Consider the following 18961-nt stretch of genomic DNA (forward strand, 5'->3'; position numbering starts at 1 on the left):
TTTTGGAGCTTGCCCCGACATTTTTTCCAATCGTAACCGATTCCAGCCTACGACCCATGTTCCAGCTCAAGTGCCGAGTGGTCCTTCAAGGATGCACAATTAACGCGTAATCTGCCTTAAATTCTAGATTAAACGTTTCAGCCAGCGTATTTTTACGACGTTCGCTACTGAGTGCCTACTGCCAATTGACTACTCAGTCAGTTATTACCGAACGCCTCTACACTGTTTTATTCAAAACAATACCTAGTGCACCCATTGCACTAACTAGGAGAACGGCATGCTTGAGCTCACTGTAGAGCAGATATCCATGGGCCAAGTGGCTGCGGATAAATCTGCTGCCTTGCACCTGCTCGCTGACAAACTGGTGGCTGATGGCCTGGTCGCCGAGGGATACCTCAGCGGCTTGCAAGCCCGTGAAGCCCAAGGCTCGACCTTTCTCGGCCAGGGTATTGCCATCCCCCACGGCACTCCCGAAACCCGCGACCAAGTGTTTTCCACCGGCGTGCGCCTGTTGCAGTTCCCCGAAGGGGTGGACTGGGGCGACGGTCAGATTGTCTACCTGGCCATCGGCATTGCCGCCAAGTCCGATGAACACCTACGCCTGCTGCAACTGCTCACCCGCGCCCTCGGTGAAACCGATCTGGGCCAGGCCTTGCGCCGTGCTGGCAGCGCTGAAGCGTTGCTGAAACTGCTGCAAGGCGCCCCGCAGGAGCTGGCGCTGGACGCGCAGATGATCAGCCTGGGCGTGTCCGCCGATGACTTCGAAGAGCTTGTCTGGAGAGGCGCACGCCTGTTGCGCCAGGCCGATTGTGTGAGCAATGGTTTCGCCGCTGTGTTGCAGCAGGTCGATGCGTTGCCCCTGGGCGATGGCTTGTGGTGGTTGCACAGCGAGCAGACGGTCAAGCGCCCTGGTCTGGCGTTCGTCACGCCCGACAAACCCATGCGCTATCTCGGTCAGCCGCTCAATGGCCTGTTCTGCCTGGCCAGCCTGGGCGAAGCCCATCAGGCGTTGCTTGAACGCCTGTGCGCGCTGTTGATCGAAGGCCGAGGCCAGGAATTGGGTCGCGCCACCAGCAGCCGTGCGGTACTCGAAGTGCTGGGTGGTGAACTGCCGCCGGACTGGCCGAGCGCCTGCATCACCCTGGCCAACGCCCATGGCCTGCACGCGCGGCCGGCGAAGATCCTCGCGCAATTGGCAAAAAGTTTTGAAGGCGACATCCGTGTGCGCATCGTCGATGGCCCCGTGGGCGCCGTGTCGGTGAAGAGCCTGAGCAAGTTGCTCAGCCTGGGCGCCCGTCGCGGCCAGGTGCTGGAGTTTGTCGCCGAGCCGACCATTGCTGGTGATGCGCTGCCCGCGCTATTGGCGGCAGTAGAAGAGGGCCTGGGTGAAGAGGTCGAGCCATTGCCGACCGCGAGCGCCCAGCCTGCCATCGTTGAGGCCGAACCCACGCTCAGCGCACCGCTGGCCGGCAGCCAGGTCCAGGCCATCGCCGCTGCGCCCGGCATTGCCATCGGCCCTGCGCATGTGCAGATCCAGCAAGTGTTCGATTACCCGCTGCGCGGTGAGTCCTCGGCCATTGAGCGCCAGCGCCTGCAAGATGCACTCGCTGAGGTACGCCGCGATATCCATGGCCTGATCGAGCGCAGCCAATCCAAGGCGATTCGCGAGATTTTTATCACCCACCAGGAAATGCTCGACGACCCGGAACTCACCGATGAAGTCGACACCCGTCTCAAGCAAGGCGAAAGCGCCGAAGCCGCCTGGATGAGCGTGATCGAAGCCGCCGCCAAGCAGCAGGAGTCGTTGCAGGATGCTCTTCTCGCTGAACGCGCCGCCGATCTGCGTGACATTGGTCGGCGGGTGCTGGCCCAACTGTGCGGTGTCGAAACCGCCCAAGAGCCTACCGAGCCCTACATCCTGGTGATGGACGAAGTCGGCCCTTCAGACGTTGCCCGTCTGGACCCGGCTCGCGTTGCCGGCATCCTCACTGCCCGTGGTGGCGCTACGGCCCACAGCGCTATCGTCGCCCGTGCCCTTGGTATCCCCGCGCTGGTCGGCGCCGGTCCGGCCGTGTTGCTGCTGGCCTCCGGCACGCCGCTGTTGCTGGATGGCCAGCGCGGTCGCCTGCACGTGGACGCCGACGCCGCCACCCTGCAACGCGCTACCGTCGAGCGCGACACCCGCGAACAACGCTTGCAAGCCGCCTCGGCCCAGCGTCACGAGCCAGCTGTCACCCGTGACGGCCACGCCGTGGAAGTGTTTGCCAATATTGGCGAGAGCGCAGGTGTTGCCAAAGCGGTCGAGCAGGGCGCCGAAGGCATTGGCCTGTTGCGCACCGAACTGATCTTCATGGCCCACCCGCAAGCCCCGGACGAAGCCACCCAGGAAGCCGAATACCGCCGCGTTCTCGACGGCCTCGACGGGCGCCCGCTGGTGGTGCGCACCCTTGATGTGGGCGGCGATAAACCGTTGCCTTACTGGCCGATTGCCGAGGAAGAAAACCCCTTCCTCGGTGTGCGTGGCATTCGCCTAACGCTGCAACGCCCGCAGATCATGGAGGCGCAATTGCGCGCGCTGTTGCGCTCGGCGGATAACCGTCCCCTTCGCATCATGTTTCCCATGGTCGGCAGCGTGGATGAATGGCGCGCAGCCCGGGACATGACCGAGCGCCTGCGTCTGGAAATCCCGGTGGCCGACCTGCAACTGGGCATCATGATCGAAGTGCCATCCGCTGCGTTGTTGGCGCCGGTGCTGGCCAAAGAGGTCGACTTCTTCAGCGTTGGCACCAACGACTTGACCCAGTACACCCTGGCCATCGACCGTGGCCACCCGACCTTGTCGGCCCAGGCCGATGGCCTGCACCCCGCGGTACTGCAACTGATCGATATCACCGTGCGTGCGGCCCATGCCCATGGCAAATGGGTCGGCGTATGCGGCGAGCTGGCGGCAGACCCGCTGGCGGTGCCGGTGCTGGTCGGCTTGGGTGTGGATGAGTTGAGTGTGTCCGCCCGCAGCATTCCTGAAGTCAAGGCGCGGGTGCGTGAATTCAGTCTGAGCGAGGCCCAGGGCCTGGCGCAAAAAGCACTGGCGGTGGGTTCTCCTGCTGAAGTGCGTGCCCTTGTGGAGGCCGTGTAAATGGCAAGGATTCTAAGCCTGACGCTGAACCCGGCGTTGGACCTTACGGTGCGCCTGCCGCGCCTGGAACCCGGTGAAGTCAACCGCAGCGACACCGTGCTCACCCATGCCGCCGGCAAGGGTGTGAATGTGGCGCAAGTGTTGGCAGATCTTGGGCATCAGGTGACCGTGGGCGGCTTTCTGGGGGAGGACAATCCTCAAGCTTTTGAGGCCCTGATCGCACGCCGTGGTTTTGCCGACGCGTTTATCCGCGTCCCCGGCGAAACCCGCAGCAATATCAAGATTGCCGAGCAGGACGGCCGGGTCACCGACATCAACGCGCCAGGTCCGCTGGTCAGTGAGCAGGCGCAACAGGCGTTGCTCGATCAACTCACGCGAATTGCCCCCGGGCATGACGCGGTGGTGGTCGCCGGCAGCTTGCCTCGCGGCGTCACCCCGCAGTGGTTGCATGGGGTGTTGGTGCAGTTGAAACACCTCGGTTTGAAAGTCGCGCTGGACACCAGCGGCGAAGCGTTGCGCGCCGGTTTGCAGGCGGGCCCGTGGTTGGTCAAACCCAATACTGAGGAACTCGCCGACGCTCTGGATAACGCTGCGGATGCCATCAGCCAACTGCATCAACAAGGTGTGGAGCATGTGGTGGTCTCCGACGGTGCCGCAGGCGTGAGCTGGTACAGCTCGGGCGCCACACTGCATGCGACGCCGCCCAAGGTCGCGGTGGCCAGCACCGTAGGCGCCGGCGACTCGCTGCTGGCCGGCATGCTCCACGGTCTGCTCAGCGGCGAAGCCCCCGAGCACACCCTGCGCCGCGCCACTGCGATTGCTGCGATGGCGGTGACGCAGATCGGTTTTGGCATCAGCGATGACGCGCAGTTGGCGCACCTCGAAAGCGGCGTCCTCGTACGCCCGCTGACAGAACAATAAGAGGGTTTGTGATGAAGTTAGCCATTGTTACTGCCTGCCCGAACGGCATGGTCACCAGTGTGCTGTGTGCCCGCTTGTTGGACGCTGCCGCGCAACGCCAGGGTTGGAGCACCAGCGTTGAAGTGGTGGATGTGCAGCACCCGGAACGCGCGCTGTCCCAGGCGACCATCGACGCTGCCGAGTGGGTGTTGCTGGTCAGCAGCACCCCGGTGGATATGCAGCGCTTTGTTGGCAAGCGCGTGTTTCAGAGCACGCCGGCCCAAGCGCTGGCGGATGTTGAAGCGGTATTGCGCCGGGGCGCTGAAGAAGCACTGGTGCATGTCGCCAGCCAAGCGCCAGCGGCGTCGAAGCAGGTACCGCGTATCGTCGCGGTTACCGCTTGCCCCACTGGCGTGGCCCATACCTTCATGGCCGCCGAAGCCTTGCAGCAGACGGCCAAGCGCCTGGGCTATGACTTGCAGGTCGAGACCCAAGGCTCGGTCGGCGCACGCACGCCGCTGAGCCCGGAGGCTATCGCCAACGCGGACGTGGTGTTGCTCGCGGCGGATATTGAAGTCGCCACCGAGCGCTTCGCCGGCAAGAAGATCTACCGCTGCGGCACCGGTATTGCGCTCAAGCAATCCGAAGCGACCCTCAACAAGGCCTTGGCCGAAGGCGCGGTGGAAAACGCGGGCAACGCTGCCGTGGCCAAGAAAGAAAAAACCGGCGTGTACAAACACCTGCTCACCGGGGTGTCGTTCATGTTGCCGATGGTGGTGGCGGGCGGCTTGTTGATCGCTTTGTCGTTTGCCTTTGGCATTCACGCGTTCGAGCAGGAAGGTACTTTGGCGGCCGCGTTGAAAACCGTCGGCAACAGCGCCTTTACGCTGATGGTGCCGCTGTTGGCGGGTTATATCGCGTACTCGATTGCCGACCGTCCGGGTATCGCACCGGGTATGATCGGCGGCCTGTTGGCCGGCACGTTGGGGGCGGGGTTTATCGGCGGCATCCTTGCCGGTTTCCTGGCGGGTTACTGCGTCAAGTTGATCACCCGTGCTGTGCAATTACCGCAAAGCATGGAGGCGCTCAAGCCGATCCTGATCATCCCGTTGCTGGCGAGCCTGATTACCGGCCTGGCGATGATCTATCTGGTGGGCCCGCCTGTAGCGCGCATGCTGACCAGTCTCACGGATTTCCTCAGCACCATGGGCACCACCAATGCGGTGCTGTTGGGCATCCTGCTGGGCGGCATGATGTGCGTGGATCTGGGCGGGCCGATCAACAAGGCAGCCTATGCGTTTTCGGTGGGTTTGCTGGCAGCGTCCAGTGGGGCGCCGATGGCCGCGACCATGGCCGCCGGCATGGTGCCGCCGATTGGCATGGGCATCGCAACGTTCCTGGCGCGTCGTAAATTTGCCCAGACCGAGCGCGAAGCCGGCAAGGCCGCGATGATCCTTGGCCTGTGCTTTATCTCTGAAGGCGCGATCCCGTTTGCGGCTAAAGACCCGCTGCGGGTGATCCCGTCCAGCATCGCCGGTGGCGCGTTGACTGGCGCTTTGTCGATGTATTTCGGCTGCAAACTCGCCGCGCCCCATGGTGGGCTGTTTGTGCTGGTGATCCCGGGTGCGATCAACCACGCGCTCTTTTACCTGTTGGCGATTGTCGCGGGTAGCCTGTTGACCGGTTTGGTCTATGCCGTGATCAAACGTCCTGAAACGGTGGAACTGGCTGTCGCACCGGTGTCATAAGCGCGTGCTTAAGTGGCCCTTTTGATACTCAAGAGGGCACCTGCATGAGCCATTTCGATCTGGGCCGGCGCCGTGTGATGCAAGTCGTCGGCGCCGGCCTTTTGCTGCCGGGTCTGGCGCCGGCGGTGATTGCTTCGGTGAAGGACCGGCCGCAACTCACCGACGGCGTACAGTCCGGCGACCTACTGGGCGACCGCGCCCTGATCTGGAGCCGCAGCGACCGCCCGGCGAGGATGGTGGTGGAGTGGGACACCCGCAGCGTGTTCAGCAACCCACGCCGATTCATCTCGCCTTTGGCCGACAACCGCAGCGACTTCACCGCCCGCGTCGAACTCACCGGGCTGCCCGCCGACCAGGCGATTTTCTACCGTGTGCACTTCGAAGATGCCCAAACCGGTATCGCCAGCGAGCCGTGGTTCGGCCACCTGCGCAGCGTGCCGCAACAGCGTCGCGACATCCGGTTTGTGTGGAGTGGCGACACCGTCGGCCAAGGCTTCGGCATCAACCCGGACATCGGCGGCATGCGCATCTACGAAGCCATGCGCCTGCGCCTGCCGGACTTCTTTATCCACAGCGGCGACACCATCTACGCCGACGGCCCGGTGCCGGCGCAACTGCCCACCGAAGGCGGACGCATCTGGCGCAATATCACCACCGAGGCCAAGAGCAAAGTTGCTGAAACCCTCGACGAATACCGCGGCAACTACCGCTACAACCTGCTGGATGAAAACGTACGCCGCTTCAATGCTGAAGTGCCGCAGATCTGGCAGTGGGACGACCACGAGGTTGTGAACAACTGGTCGCCCAGCAAGCAACTCGACGAGCGTTACCAGACCAAGGACATCAACACCCTGGTCGGTCGTGCGCGCCAGGCCTGGTTGGAATATGCGCCGATGCGTTTGCAGGGCGCCGATGGCGGCGGGCGGATTTATCGCAAGCTAAGCTACGGGCCGCTGCTGGATGTGTTTGTGCTGGATATGCGCAGCTATCGCGGCGGCAACGATGACAATCTGGGCGGTGAAAAAACCTTCCTTGGCCGCGAACAGCTGGACTGGCTCAAGCGCGAACTCAAGGCTTCAATGGCGCAATGGAAAGTGATCGCCGCCGACATGCCCATTGGCCTGGGTGTGCCCGACGGTGAAGTCAGCCCCGGCGTGCCGCGCTGGGAGGCGATTGCCAATGGTGACCCCGGCCCGGCGCAAGGGCGCGAGCTGGAAATCGCCGAACTGTTGGCATTTCTGCGTGCGCAGAAAGTACGTAATCACGTGTGGCTGACGGCGGATGTGCACTACTGCGCGGCGCATCACTATCACCCGGATCGGGCGGCGTTTCAGGATTTTGAGCCGTTCTGGGAGTTTGTTGCCGGGCCTTTGAATGCGGGCAGCTTCGGCCCGAACCCCTTGGATAAAACCTTTGGCCCTGAGGTGGTGTTCGAGAAGGCCCCACCCGCGCAGAACACCTCGCCGTTTGCCGGGTTTCAGTTTTTTGGCGAAGTGCAGATTGATGGGCAGACAGCGGAGTTGACAGTGACTTTGCGCGACCTGGATGGGGTCTCGGTATTCCAGCAAAAACTGCAACCGGTCTGACTTGAAATGCACTCTAAATGTGGGAGGAGGCTTGCCCCCTCCCACATTGGATCACATCAGTAGACATCCCGGCGGTAGCGGCCTTGTTCGATCAGGCGCTCCACCGCTTCACTTCCCAGTATGTCGACCAGCGCCTGATCCACCCCGGCCGCCATCCCCTGCAAACTTCCGCACACGTAAATCGCTGCACCATCGGCCAGCCATTTGCGCAGCACATCGGCCGATTCGCGCAGGCGGTCCTGCACGTAAATCTTCTCTTCCTGATCGCGGGAGAATGCCAGGTCCAGCAACGCCAAATCACCGCTGGCCAGCCAGCCTTGCAGTTCGTCCTGGCACAGGTAGTCGTGGGCGATATTGCGTTCGCCGAACAGCAGCCAGTTGCGCTGCTGGCCATCGGCAATCCGCGCCTTGAGCAAGCTGCGCAAGCCCGCCAGACCGGTGCCATTGCCCAGCAGGATCAGCGGCACTGGGACGTCCGGCAGGTGGAAGCCACTGTTACGCCGCAGGCGCAGGCTGATGCCCGTGCCGAGGGCTGCGTGTTCGGTGAGCCAGCCGGAACCCAGGCCCAGGCTGCCGTCGGGGTGGCGTTCCTGGCGCACGATCAACTCCAGCACGCCGTCGCTGGCAATCGAGGCGATGGAGTATTCGCGCATGCCCAAGGGCGCCAATGCGTTCACCAGCGCCTGGGCATGCATGCCCACCAGATGCGCACGGTTTCCCGGCAGTTGGCGCGTGGCCAGGGCTTGAGCGAGTGGAGTGGCCAAACCGTCGATCAACACGCCATCGGTGCCGGTCAGGCCAAGCCCACTCAGGAAGTGCTCAATGGCCCATGGGCAGTTGCGGGGCAGCACTTCTACCAAATCGCCGGCTTGCCAGCTTTGTGGCGAAGGCGGGGTGAGGCCGAGCAGGTAAACGTCCGAGCCCGTGCTGTTGCGGTTGAGCAGGCTGCGTTGGGTGAGTGTCCAGTGTTCGTACTGGGCCGTCGGCCATGCAGCGGCCGGTGCCTGACCGGTTAACTGTCCGAGCTCTTGTTGCCAATGCAGCAGCGCGGCCGTGTCGCCGCTGTCCACTTCCACCGGGGCAAACAGCGGGTTGCCGCCCTGGTTGGTCAGCCAGAAATGCAGGCGCCGGGCAAAGCCGCAGAAGTGTTCGTACTGACGATCACCCAGCGCCAGCACCGAGTAATTCAGGCCCTTGAGGGACAGGTCCTGGCCGAGCACTGCGCGTTCAAAACCACGGGCGTTGTCCGGGGCTTCGCCGTCGCCGAAGGTGCTGACCACGAACAGCGCATTTTCTGATTGGCGCAGGTCGTCCTGGCTCACACTGCCCAAGGACTGCACTTTCACTGGCAGGCCAGCTGCCTGCAATTGTCCGGCGGTCTGCCAGGCCAGTTGCTCGGCAAACCCGCTCTGGCTGGCAAAACCGATCAGCCAGGCCGGAGCGTCGCTGTGGTTGGCGCTGAGGCCGTTGCGGGTGTCGCGCACCTGGCGTTTTTTGCGGCGACGGTCCAGGTACAGCAACCAGCCAGTGATGAAGAACAGCGGCATCAGCAATGAGCTGACGGTAAGGATGATTCGCCCGGCCAGGCCGAAGTAACTGCCGGTGTGCAGCGCATAGATGCTGGTCAGCAACTGCGCCTTGAAGCTTTTGCTGGCGTACTGGTCATGGGATTTTACCTCGCCGGTGGCCGGGTCCAGGTTGATCTGGTTGAGGGCACGGTCATGGGGCGAGTCTTTCAGCAGGTAGTAGACGGTCGCCGGTTGCCCTGCAACGGCGGGCATGCGGATGTTATAGGCATTCAAACCCGGGCCGGCCTGGCTGTAGATGCTGCTCCACATCGCGTCATAGTTGGCGACCGGTGCCGGGCCTTCCGGCGGCGGGCTGCGCTTGCGCATCCGCTCGGTTTGCGGCGCATCGGACAGCAGTTTGTTCAGGCCCTGGCTGTACCAGTCGTAGGACCAGGACAACCCGGTGAGCGCCGCGAGCAAGTAAGCCAGCAGGCACCAGGTGCCGAATACCGAGTGCAGGTCCCAGTTGAAACTGCGGCCTTTTTTGCGCCAGTCCAAGGTCAGCCACACGCGCCAGTTTGCCACCTGGCGCGGCCAGCGCAGGTACAGGCCGGACAGGCAGAAAAACACCAGGATCAGCGTGCAGGCGCCCGTGATATTTCGCCCGGTTTCACCCATCGCGAGGAAGCGGTGCAGTTGCAGGATAAAACCGAAGAAGTCCTGGCCAACCGCATCGCCCATGTAGTCGCCGGTGTAGGGATCGAAGTAGCGCAGTTGGCCACGTCGCTCACCCGGCGGTGGGGTAAAGAACACGCGCGCGGCGTTGCCACTTTCGCTTTCCACGAACAGCATGGACACGGTCTTGCCTTCGGTGGCTTCCAGTTTGCGCACCAGTTCGGCAGGCGGAAGCACGCCGGCTTCGCGTTTTTCTACGCTCAGTACGTGGGGGTTGAGAGCCCGCAGTAGTTCATCCTGGAACGAGACCGCAGCCCCGGTGATCCCCATCAAGGCCAGCACCAGCCCGGCAGTAATGCCGAAAAACCAGTGCAACTGGAACAGGGTTTTCTTCAACACGTCTGACCGCCTCGTCTGTCTGGGTATGTAGGGCACGGCGCGCATTATGCCGTGGCCTGTCGAGAAACATTCTGTTTAACACGCAAAAGCCCCACGCATCCGATGCGTGGGGCTTTTTGCTATGTGGAGCGGTGGTTAGAAGTGGAAGCTGGTGGACACCAGCGCCGTGCGCCCAGCCGCCTGGTTGGCGAAGTGCGAGGCGTAGGCCTTGTCGTAATAAGTCTTGTCCGTGAGGTTTTGCACATTCAACTGCAGGTCGACGTTTTTGGTCAGCTTGTAGCTGGCCATGGCGTCGTAGCGAGTGTAGGACGGCACGTACACGGTGTTGGCCGCATCGCCATAAACCTGGTCGACGTAGAACGCGCCACCGCCGACGGTCAGCTTCGGCGATACGTCGTACGTGGTCCACAGGCTGAAGGCGTTCTTCGGGGTGTTGGGCATTTGGTTGCCTTTGTTGGAACCGGCCTGGACCACGCCCTGGCGGTTACCGTTTTTGCCTGGGTCAACCAGTTCGGCTTTCAGGTAGCTGTAGCCGGCGAACACTTGCCATTGATCGGTGATCTTGCCGCTGGCCGACAGTTCCAGGCCATCGACTCGCGACTCGCCCGCGGTTTCGTAGGTGTTGGAATCCACCAGGATGCGGGTGTTTTTCTTCTCGGTGCGGAACACCGCTGCAGCCAGGGACAGACGGTTGTGGAACAGGTCCCACTTGGTGCCCAGCTCGTAGTTGACGGTTTCTTCGGGTTTCAGGTCGCTGGTGTTGATACCGGTCGGGATCGCGTTGTTGTCGACGCCTTCACCCACCAGGCCGCCGGCCGGCGATGCCGAAGTGGCGTAGGAGGTGTAGATGCTGCCGTTGTCCAACGGCTTCCAGACCAGGCCGGCCTGCCAGTTGAAGAACTGGCTGTCGTCCTTGACCTTGCTGCGTGCTTTGACCGTCGAGGAGGGGACGGCATTGGTGTTGGCTTCAGTGTCGAAGGTGTCGTAGCGCAGGCCGACGTTCAGCAACCATTTCGGGTCCAGCTCAATGGTGTCGAACACGTAGGCGGCGCGGCTGGTGGCCTTGGTGTTGGTGCCGTTGTAGTTGCGCGCGATGCTGCCGGTCCAGGCGTCATCCGGGTTCGGGTTGCTCAGCGAGGTGCACTGACCGCCCAGGCTGCCGGCGGCCACGGTACAGGTCGGGTTGGTGTTCGGGCTGACGGTGTAACCGCTGACGCGGGTTTCTTCGCCAGTGAATTCCAGACCGGTGGAGTAACTGTGCTTGAAGCCCAGGGCCTGGAAGTTGCCGAACAGGTCGGTCTGGTTGGTGGTGGTCGTGGTGGTCGACACGCGGGTGTTGGCGCGGCGCCAAACGGTACCGAAACGGTTGACGTTGCGCTGGCTGTCGTCGGGCTGGGTAAGGACGTAGTCCTGGTCGGTGCTGCCATGGCGCAGGGTGTTTTTCAGCGTCATGTCGTCGTTCAGGTCGTGCTCAATGGAGATTGTGCTGATGTCGGCGCGGGTCTTTCGGAAGTCACGATCCTTGAGACCGTAGAAGTTATTGCTGTCGCCGCCGTCGGTGGGCTTGTCATGGCCGTGGGTAGTGGCGGTCGACGAGCTATAGCCGTAGGGAATGCCCGAATCCGGCAGGTCGTTGCTTTCCATGTGGTAGTAGCTGAGGTTGACGCGGGTCGGGGTGCCCAGGCCAAAGGTCAGCGACGGGGCCACGCCCCAACGGTCGTAATTCACGGCGTCACGGCCGGCCACGTTCTGCTCATGGGTCATCAGGTTCAGGCGGAACGCGGCGCTGTCGTCGAGGAACTGGCGGTTTACATCGAGCACGTAGCGACGGGTCTGGTCGGAACCGTAGGTGAAACCGCCGTTGGTGAAGTCCCGGGCTTGCGGGGTTTTGCTCACCAGATTGAGGCTGCCACCGGCCGAGCCACGACCGCCGAAAGAGGAGTTCGGGCCTTTGCTGACTTCAATGGACTCGATGTCGAAAATCTCACGGCTCTGGCCGCCGGTGTCGCGAACACCGTCCAGGTAGGTGTCACCCTGGGCATCGAAGCCGCGGATGAATGGACGGTCACCTTGAGGGTTGCCGCCTTCGCCGGCGCCGAAGGTAATGCCCGGTACGGTGCGCAAGGCATCCTGCAACGAGGTAGCGGCGGTGTCCTTGAGTATTTGTTGCGGCACGACGGTGACGGAACGTGGCGTGTCCACCAGAGGCGCAGTGTATTTCTGCGAAGAGGCTTTCTCGACCTGGTAGGAGGTGGCGTCCTGTTCTTCCCCGGTAATGCTGGTGGCGCCCAGGGAGATGCTGTTGCGCTGGCCTTTTTGTTCTGTGTCTTCGGCCGCTTGCGCCATATGGGCGACAGAACTGGCACCGAGGGCGACGCCGATGGCCGAGGCCAGCAAACGCGGTGAACTGGCAGTTGTTTTTAGCGTAGTGCGCGACATGACGTGTCCTTTCCCCAAGGATGTGAGGCCGCGGAATATAGGGTGAACAAGTATTCATATCAATTGCGATACATTGCTAATTGCGCTGAATTTACATTCTTTACACTTTTTGCTTACGGTTTTTACGGACTCGTCCGTCATGGCGTTTTACAGGGCGGATAAGAATCAATACCATTGGCGCCTCTCTGCCTACAGGTATTGCCCCATGCTGCTGCACATTCCCGGCCTGTTCTCTCGCGAGGAAGTGCAGCGCATCCGCCAAGCCCTGGAAAGTGCCGATTGGGCCGACGGAAAAATTACCGCTGGGCATCAGTCCGCCAAAGCCAAACACAATCTGCAATTGCCCGAAGGCCACCCGCTGGCCAAGGAAATCGGCGCGGCGATGCTCGAACGTTTGTGGCAAAACCCTCTGTTCATGTCAGCGGCGTTACCACACAAGGTGTTCCCTCCGTTGCTGAACTGCTACACCGCCGGTGGCAGTTTCGACTTCCATATCGACAACGCCGTGCGTCAGCCTAAAGGCAGTCACGAGCGGGTGCGCACCGACCTTTCATCCACGCTGTTTTTCAGCGACCCGGATGAATACGACGGCGGCGAACTGGAGATCCAGGACACTTTCGGTCTGCAACGGGTCAAGTTGCCCGCCGGCGACATGGTGCTGTACCCCGGCTCCAGCCTTCACAAAGTCAACGCCGTAACCCGTGGCGCGCGCTATGCCTCGTTCTTCTGGACCCAAAGCCTGGTGCGCGAAGACAGCCAGCGCACGTTGCTGTTCGAGATGGACGGCGCGATCCAGCAACTGACCCGCGACGTGCCCGATCATCCCGCGCTGATTCAGCTCACCGGCACCTATCACAACCTGCTGCGTCGCTGGGTAGAGGTCTGAGCATGGGCTTCCTATTGCGCCGCGAAGAGGTGCTCAACGTCGAACAACTGCAAGGCATGCTCGACGACTCACCGGTACGCGCCGCCCAGGCGATTCTGATCGCAGCGAAGGAAGGTGTGGTGGACGCCCAGGCCTTGCTCGGGCAAATCCTGCTGGAGGGACGCGGCATTGCACGCGATGAAGCGCTGGCATTGCGCTGGTTCCGCATCGCGGCTCAGAGAGGGCATTTGATGGCCCGTAATATGGCCGGGCGTTGCCTTGAGCATGGCTGGGGCTGTGCCGTCGATGAAGCGGCGGCGGTGCGGGAGTACCGCTTGGCGGCGCAGGCCGGATTGGATTGGGGGCAGTACAACTACGCCAACTTACTGGCGACCGGCCGTGGTGTTGCTGAAGATCAGCAGCAAGCACTGATGCGTTATCGCCAGGCGGCGGAGCAGGGGCACGCCAAGTCGATGAACCTGCTGGGGCGCTACCTGGAAGAAGGCCAGTTTTGCCCGAAGGACCTGGATGCAGCCGTTGAGTGGTACCGCCGCTCAGCCGAAGGCGGGGATTTTCGCGGGCAGTTCAGTTATGCGGCGGTGTTGGCCGACAGAGGCCAGATCGAGCTCGCCTTGGAGTGGTTGCAGAAAGCACTGGCCGGCGGGAACCTGAAGTTTTTGCGGGTAGCGCACGAGGCGCTGGCTGCGGCCAGCGATCCGCGGATTCGTGCCATGGCGCAGGCCTATCAAGAGCGCGCTACGAGCCTTTGCTGAGGCATAAAAAAACCCATGACACGTCATGGGTTTTTTATTGGCCGGCTACTTACACGTAGAACGACTTCAGCGGCGGAAAGCCATTGAACTCAACTGCGCTGTAGCTGGTGGTGTAGGCACCGGTCGACAACCAGTACAAACGATCACCGATGGCCAGGTTCAGCGGCAGGCCGTACTTGTAGTTTTCGTACATGATGTCGGCGCTGTCACAGGTTGGGCCGGCGATGACCACTTCTTCCATCTCGCCTTTCTTCTCGGTCCAGATCGGGAACTTGATGGCTTCGTCCATGGTTTCGATCAGGCCGGAGAACTTGCCCACATCCGTGTACACCCAACGCTCGACGGCGGTACGGGACTTACGTGCAACCAACACCACTTCGCTGACCAGGATACCGGCGTTGGCGATCAACGAACGGCCTGGCTCCAGGATGATTTCCGGCAGGTCGTCGCCGAAGTCTTCCTTGAGGAAGCGGATGATTTCTTCAGCGTAGGTTTCCAGGCTGTTGGTGCGGGTGATGTAGTTGGCCGGGAAGCCGCCGCCCATGTTGATCAGCTTGAGGTGGATGTTGTCTTCTTCCTTCAGGCGCTCGAAGATCACTTTGACCTTGGCGATTGCCGCGTCCCACACGCTGATGTCGCGCTGCTGGGAGCCTACGTGGAACGAGATACCGTACGGCACCAGGCCCAGGTCACGGGCGAGGATCAGCAGGTCCATGGCCATGTCGGTCTGGCAGCCGAACTTGCGCGACAGAGGCCAGTCAGCGGTGGTCGAGCCTTCGGTGAGGATGCGCACATACACTTTCGAACCCGGCGCGGCCTTGGCGATATTGCGCAGGTCGGCTTCGGAGTCGGTGGAGAACAGGCGCACGCCCTTCTCGTAGAAGTAGCGGATGTCCTTGGATTTCTTGATGGTGTTGCCGTAGCTGATACGGTCGGCGCTGACGCCACGGTCCATGACCTTGTCCAGCTCATAGATCGAGGCGATGTCGAAGCTCGAACCCTTGTCTTTCAACAGGTCGATGATCTCGACAGCTGGGTTGGCCTTGACCGCGTAATACACCTTGGCGAATTCGAAACCGGCGCGCAGGTCATCGTAGGCCTGGCTGATCATGGCGGTGTCGATTACCACGAACGGGGTTTCTTGCTTGTCGGCGAACGCCTTCATTTTGTCAAAAGTGGCGCGCGCGAAATAATCTTCGACGTTGATCGACATGCTGGGAACTCCTAAGGGCAAACTAAAATTAGCAATGGGTGCAAATGAACGTCCTCCGTATCCCCACTTTGGTTCGCCTACTTCCCAAGGCATGTCGCCGAAAGCAAAAAGGCCATGGGATCAACTGCGTCCCTTGGCCTTGCTGTCTCGTCGTCAGTACTTGAGCCGGATGGATCGTTTCCAGCATGGACGTTCGGCGCGAACTTTAGGGCGTGAGGGGCTTGAGATCAACTAAAAATGTCGCGTTTTTGCACGCGTTCGTCGCGCGATGGCGTGCAGCTACTTATGTAACCGACAGGTGTGACGGATTGATGTTCCCCAAAAGGGGAAAATTGAAGGGGATTCAGCGCTTTCGTGGCGAAGGAGTAAGTGCCTTCGCCACGAAGGCTATCAGCGTGGGGCAATCAGCCAACAAAACGTCAGAACGGAATCAGGGTGAAGCTATGGGTCTTCTTAATGTTCGGGTATTGAGCCGTGGAAACGATAAATGAAACGTTTGTAGTGCTCTGTACATTCCTTACCGTCAGCGTACCGTTCAATGGCCCCGGGCCTGATGCGAAGCTGGCCCCTGATGTGCTTGTACTCCAGGTTGTGGTGACGTTTGGAATCGCGGTGCCGCGTTCGTCCACGAGCTGGGCAGCGATCGTCAATGTGAAGTCGTTGCCTTGTTTGACACGCTGTGGATCAGCGATTCCACCGATGATCATTGCCGCTGGGGCCCGGGGTTTTTCCCCGGAGATTGGAGTGGCCGATTCTTTCGTACTCATAGGGAGCCTCGTAGGTTCAAGACGTTAGGTGCAAGAGCGTTTCGATGTGTCGAGGCGCATTGGAACCTATTCCTGAATCCTTGGAACCTGTGAGTTCTGACAGTCTTTAAGGCTTAGTTAGAATGAGATTTGCGCGGCTTATCGCGTCCTGACTCGGCTCATGCACTGCCGGGTTTGTGGAAAACTCGAACAGTGATGGGCCGTTTCAGCGTGAATGGGTCTAACTGTGCATCAGCTCAAGGCTGTCTCAGCCGGCGAAACGATACTGGTCTTGCCCCCACGGGACTTACCGGAGCTCAGGTACTCGGCAATCGACTCCTGGGTCACTTCACCCAGGAACACCCGCTCGGCATCCATCACCGGCAGCCACGAACGGTTGAACTCGTACATACGCGACAACAGGATGCGCAAGTGCTCGTCATACGCCGCCGTGGCGTTGAATTCGCGCAGGTACTGGCCACAAGTGCCGGTCTGACGGTGCAGGTCGCGACGTCGTACATAACCCAGCGCTTTGTTCTCGGCGCAGGTGACGACCACATAGCGGCGGTCGGTTTCGTCCATCAGCTCCAGGGCATCGGCCACCGGGGTTTCCGGGCTCACCGACGGGGCGTTGTCCGCCGCGTCTTCGGCCTTCACCAGCAGCAGGCGCTTGAGGGTGCTGTCCTGGCCCACGAAGTTGCTGACGAACTCATCGGCCGGGTGCGCCAGCAGCGTATCCGGATGGTCGATCTGCAGCAGCTTGCCGGCGCGGAAGATCGCGATCTTGTCACCCAGTTTGATGGCTTCGTCGATGTCGTGGCTGACCATGATTACGGTCTTGTTCAGCGCGCGTTGCATCTCAAAGAACTCGTTCTGGATCATCTCGCGGTTGATCGGGTCGACCGCGCCGAACGGCTCATCCATCAGCAACAACGGCGCATCGGCCGCCAGTGCGCGAATCACGCCGATCCGCTGTTGCTGGCCGCCCGACAGTTCACGCGGGTAGCGGTGCAGATACTGCTTAGGCTCCAGCTTGATCATGCTCATCAACTCGCGGGCGCGGTCGTGGCATTTTTGCTTGTCCCAGCCGAGCAGCTTGGGCACGACCACGATGTTTTCCTCGATGGTCATGTTCGGGAACAGGCCGATCTGCTGGATCACATAGCCGATGTTGCGACGCAGTGTCACTTCGTCGAGGTCGGTGGTGTCTTCGCCGTTGATCAGGATCTTGCCCGAGGTCGGCTTGATCAGGCGGTTGATCATTTTCAGCGTGGTGCTCTTGCCGCAGCCCGAAGGGCCGAGGAATACGCAAATCTCGCCTTCGTTGACGGTCAGGCTTACGTCGTTCACGGCCGAAACAGTTTTGCCGTTGCTTTGAAAAGTCTTGGTCAGGTTTTGAAGTTCGATCATTTGAGCAGTCCTTTTGGAGTCAGCGAGCGTTGCAGCCATTGCAGAAGCAGGTCGGCGAAGATGGCCAGGAGACTGACCAGCACGGCGCCAACGATCAGCATCGACATGTCGCTGCGGCTGATGGAAGCCAGAATAAGTACACCCAGGCCACCGGCGCCGATGGTGGCGGCGATGGTCATGACGCCAATGTTCATCACCACGGCGGTGCGCACACCGGCGAGGATCACCGGCACGGCGATGGGCAGTTCGACCATGCGCAGGCGCTGGCCGAAGGTCATGCCGATGCCTTTGGCGGCCTCGCGAATGCCCGGTTCGACGCCGGTCAGCGCCAAGTAGGTGTTACGCATGATCGGCAACAGGGAGTAGAGGAACACGGCGGTGATCGCCGGCATCGGCCCCAGGCCCTGGCCAAACTTGGAGTAGAACGGCAGCAGCAGGCCGAACAGCGCGATGGACGGTACGGTCAGCAGCACCGTGGCGCTGGCTTGCAGCGGGCCAGCCAAGGTCGGGAAGCGCGTCATCAGCACGCCCAGGGGCACACCCACGACAATTGCCAGAATTACCGCGATGCCGACCAGGGTGATGTGCTGCCAGGTCAGGTGCAGGACTTGGGCCCAATCAAGATGGGAAAAGGCGTTCAGGAATTCCATGTCTTCTCCTTCTTAGTTGATGGGATGTTGGCGCAGGAAATCGGCGGCAACAGCGGATGGGCTTTCATGGTCGACGTCGACCCGCGCATTCAGCTGGCGCATGGTTTCGTCGTCGAACAGAGTGGCCAGCGGCTTGAGCTCGGCAGCCAGTTGCGGGTGCTTGTCGAGGTATTCCTGACGCACCACTGGCGCTGCGGTGTAGTCCGGGAAGTAGTGCATGTCATCCGCCAGCAGCTTGAGCTTGAAGGCGTTCAGGCGACCGTCGGTGGTGTAGACCAAACCGGCAAACACCTGGCCATTACGCAAGGCGGTGTAGACCAGGCCGGCGTCCATCTGCCGCGTGTTCTTGCGGGTCAGGTTCATGTCATACAGCTTGACCATGCCGGCCAAGCCGTCGGAGCGGTTGGCGAACTCGGTGTCCAGGGCCACCAGGCGGTGTTCCTTGGTGTCTTGCGCCATGGCTTTGGTGAGGTCGCTGATGCTGTTGATCTCAGGATGCTCTTCAGCCACTTTCTCTGGCAGTGCCAGGGCGTAGGTGTTGCTGAAGCGCGATGGCGAGAGCCAGACCAGGCCTTTTTTCGCGTCGAGTTCTTTGACCCGAGCGTAGGACTGTTCGCTGTTGAGCTTCTCGTCGATGTGGTTGTAGGCCACCAGCGACACGCCGGTGTATTCCCAGATCAGATCCAGTTGCCCGCTTTCCTGGGCACTGCGCGCCAGGTTGCTGCCCAGGCCGCCGGTCACGCGGGTGTCGTAACCCTTGGTGCGCAGGTACTGGGAAGTAATTTCGGCCAGCAGGGTCTGTTCGGTGAACACCCGTGCGCCGATGCGGATCACCGGTTTTTCAGCGGCTTGCGCAATACCTGCCAACAGCAGGGCGCAGCTCAATATCAAGGTCAGTTTTTTCATGTGAATT

The 18961-nt window shown here is 61.2% G+C and carries 13 protein-coding genes; 6 read left to right on the forward strand and 7 right to left on the reverse strand.

The features are described from left to right. Nucleotides 1-277: 277 nt before the first annotated feature. Genes ptsP through LRO94_RS04935 form a run of 4 tightly spaced genes read left to right on the forward strand, consistent with a single transcriptional unit; the run spans nt 278 to nt 7370 of the window. Entirely contained in the window at nt 278-3136 is a 2859-nt protein-coding gene (gene ptsP, locus LRO94_RS04920; protein ID WP_179179526.1) for a phosphoenolpyruvate--protein phosphotransferase, read from the forward strand. After that, nucleotides 3137-4057 carry a 1-phosphofructokinase gene (gene pfkB / locus LRO94_RS04925; protein ID WP_032886209.1) on the forward strand — a complete coding sequence of 307 codons (921 nt, stop codon included), beginning with the start codon at nt 3137-3139 and terminating at the stop codon, nt 4055-4057. Between the two features lie 11 nt (nt 4058-4068). Continuing rightward, on the forward strand, nt 4069-5784 hold the full coding sequence (locus LRO94_RS04930; RefSeq protein WP_179179525.1) for a PTS fructose-like transporter subunit IIB: 1716 nt from the start codon (nt 4069-4071) through the stop codon (nt 5782-5784). A 44-nt stretch (nt 5785-5828) separates the two neighbouring features. Next, a complete protein-coding gene (locus LRO94_RS04935) occupies nt 5829-7370 on the forward strand; it encodes an alkaline phosphatase D family protein (RefSeq protein WP_179179524.1) in 1542 nt (513 codons plus the stop codon). Between the two features lie 56 nt (nt 7371-7426). Here LRO94_RS04935 and LRO94_RS04940 read toward each other — a convergent pair whose 3' ends face one another. Together LRO94_RS04940 and LRO94_RS04945 are read right to left on the reverse strand one after the other, a co-directional pair. Beyond that, nucleotides 7427-9952: a PepSY domain-containing protein gene (locus tag LRO94_RS04940; protein WP_179179523.1), complete on the reverse strand. Its 2526-nt coding sequence runs from the start codon at nt 9950-9952 to the stop codon at nt 7427-7429. A 135-nt stretch (nt 9953-10087) separates the two neighbouring features. Beyond that, nucleotides 10088-12391 carry a TonB-dependent receptor gene (locus LRO94_RS04945; RefSeq protein ID WP_179179522.1) on the reverse strand — a complete coding sequence of 768 codons (2304 nt, stop codon included), beginning with the start codon at nt 12389-12391 and terminating at the stop codon, nt 10088-10090. A gap of 205 nt (nt 12392-12596) precedes the next feature. Here LRO94_RS04945 and LRO94_RS04950 point away from each other — a divergent pair, with 205 nt between their 5' ends. Together LRO94_RS04950 and LRO94_RS04955 are read left to right on the forward strand one after the other, a co-directional pair. Then, nucleotides 12597-13277, forward strand: a complete 681-nt coding sequence (locus LRO94_RS04950; protein ID WP_032886214.1) for a Fe2+-dependent dioxygenase — start codon at nt 12597-12599, stop codon at nt 13275-13277. Nucleotides 13278-13279: 2 nt separating this feature from the next. Further along, a complete protein-coding gene (locus LRO94_RS04955) occupies nt 13280-14029 on the forward strand; it encodes a tetratricopeptide repeat protein (protein WP_032886215.1) in 750 nt (249 codons plus the stop codon). Nucleotides 14030-14078: 49 nt separating this feature from the next. Here LRO94_RS04955 and LRO94_RS04960 read toward each other — a convergent pair whose 3' ends face one another. From LRO94_RS04960 to LRO94_RS04980, 5 genes are all read right to left on the reverse strand, one after another. Continuing rightward, nucleotides 14079-15242 (reverse strand): type III PLP-dependent enzyme, encoded by a 1164-nt coding sequence (locus LRO94_RS04960; RefSeq protein ID WP_032886216.1) that lies wholly within the window; start codon nt 15240-15242, stop codon nt 14079-14081. Nucleotides 15243-15661: 419 nt separating this feature from the next. Next, entirely contained in the window at nt 15662-16009 is a 348-nt protein-coding gene (locus LRO94_RS04965; RefSeq protein ID WP_179179521.1) for a hypothetical protein, read from the reverse strand. Between the two features lie 231 nt (nt 16010-16240). Continuing rightward, the gene (locus tag LRO94_RS04970) at nt 16241-17398 is read right to left on the reverse strand and encodes an osmoprotectant ABC transporter ATP-binding protein OsmV (RefSeq protein ID WP_032886218.1); all 1158 of its coding nucleotides are present in this window, start codon (nt 17396-17398) and stop codon (nt 16241-16243) included. Further along, on the reverse strand, nt 17395-18048 hold the full coding sequence (locus LRO94_RS04975; protein WP_027604864.1) for an ABC transporter permease: 654 nt from the start codon (nt 18046-18048) through the stop codon (nt 17395-17397). The genes LRO94_RS04970 and LRO94_RS04975 overlap by 4 nt, the downstream gene beginning before the upstream one ends. A 12-nt stretch (nt 18049-18060) precedes the next feature. Then, on the reverse strand, nt 18061-18954 hold the full coding sequence (locus LRO94_RS04980; RefSeq protein WP_032886219.1) for a glycine betaine ABC transporter substrate-binding protein: 894 nt from the start codon (nt 18952-18954) through the stop codon (nt 18061-18063). Nucleotides 18955-18961 lie beyond the last annotated feature (7 nt).

Origin of the sequence: Pseudomonas sivasensis (assembly GCF_021391435.1) — a bacterium.
GTDB classification, from domain to species: Bacteria; Pseudomonadota; Gammaproteobacteria; order Pseudomonadales; family Pseudomonadaceae; genus Aquipseudomonas; species Aquipseudomonas sivasensis.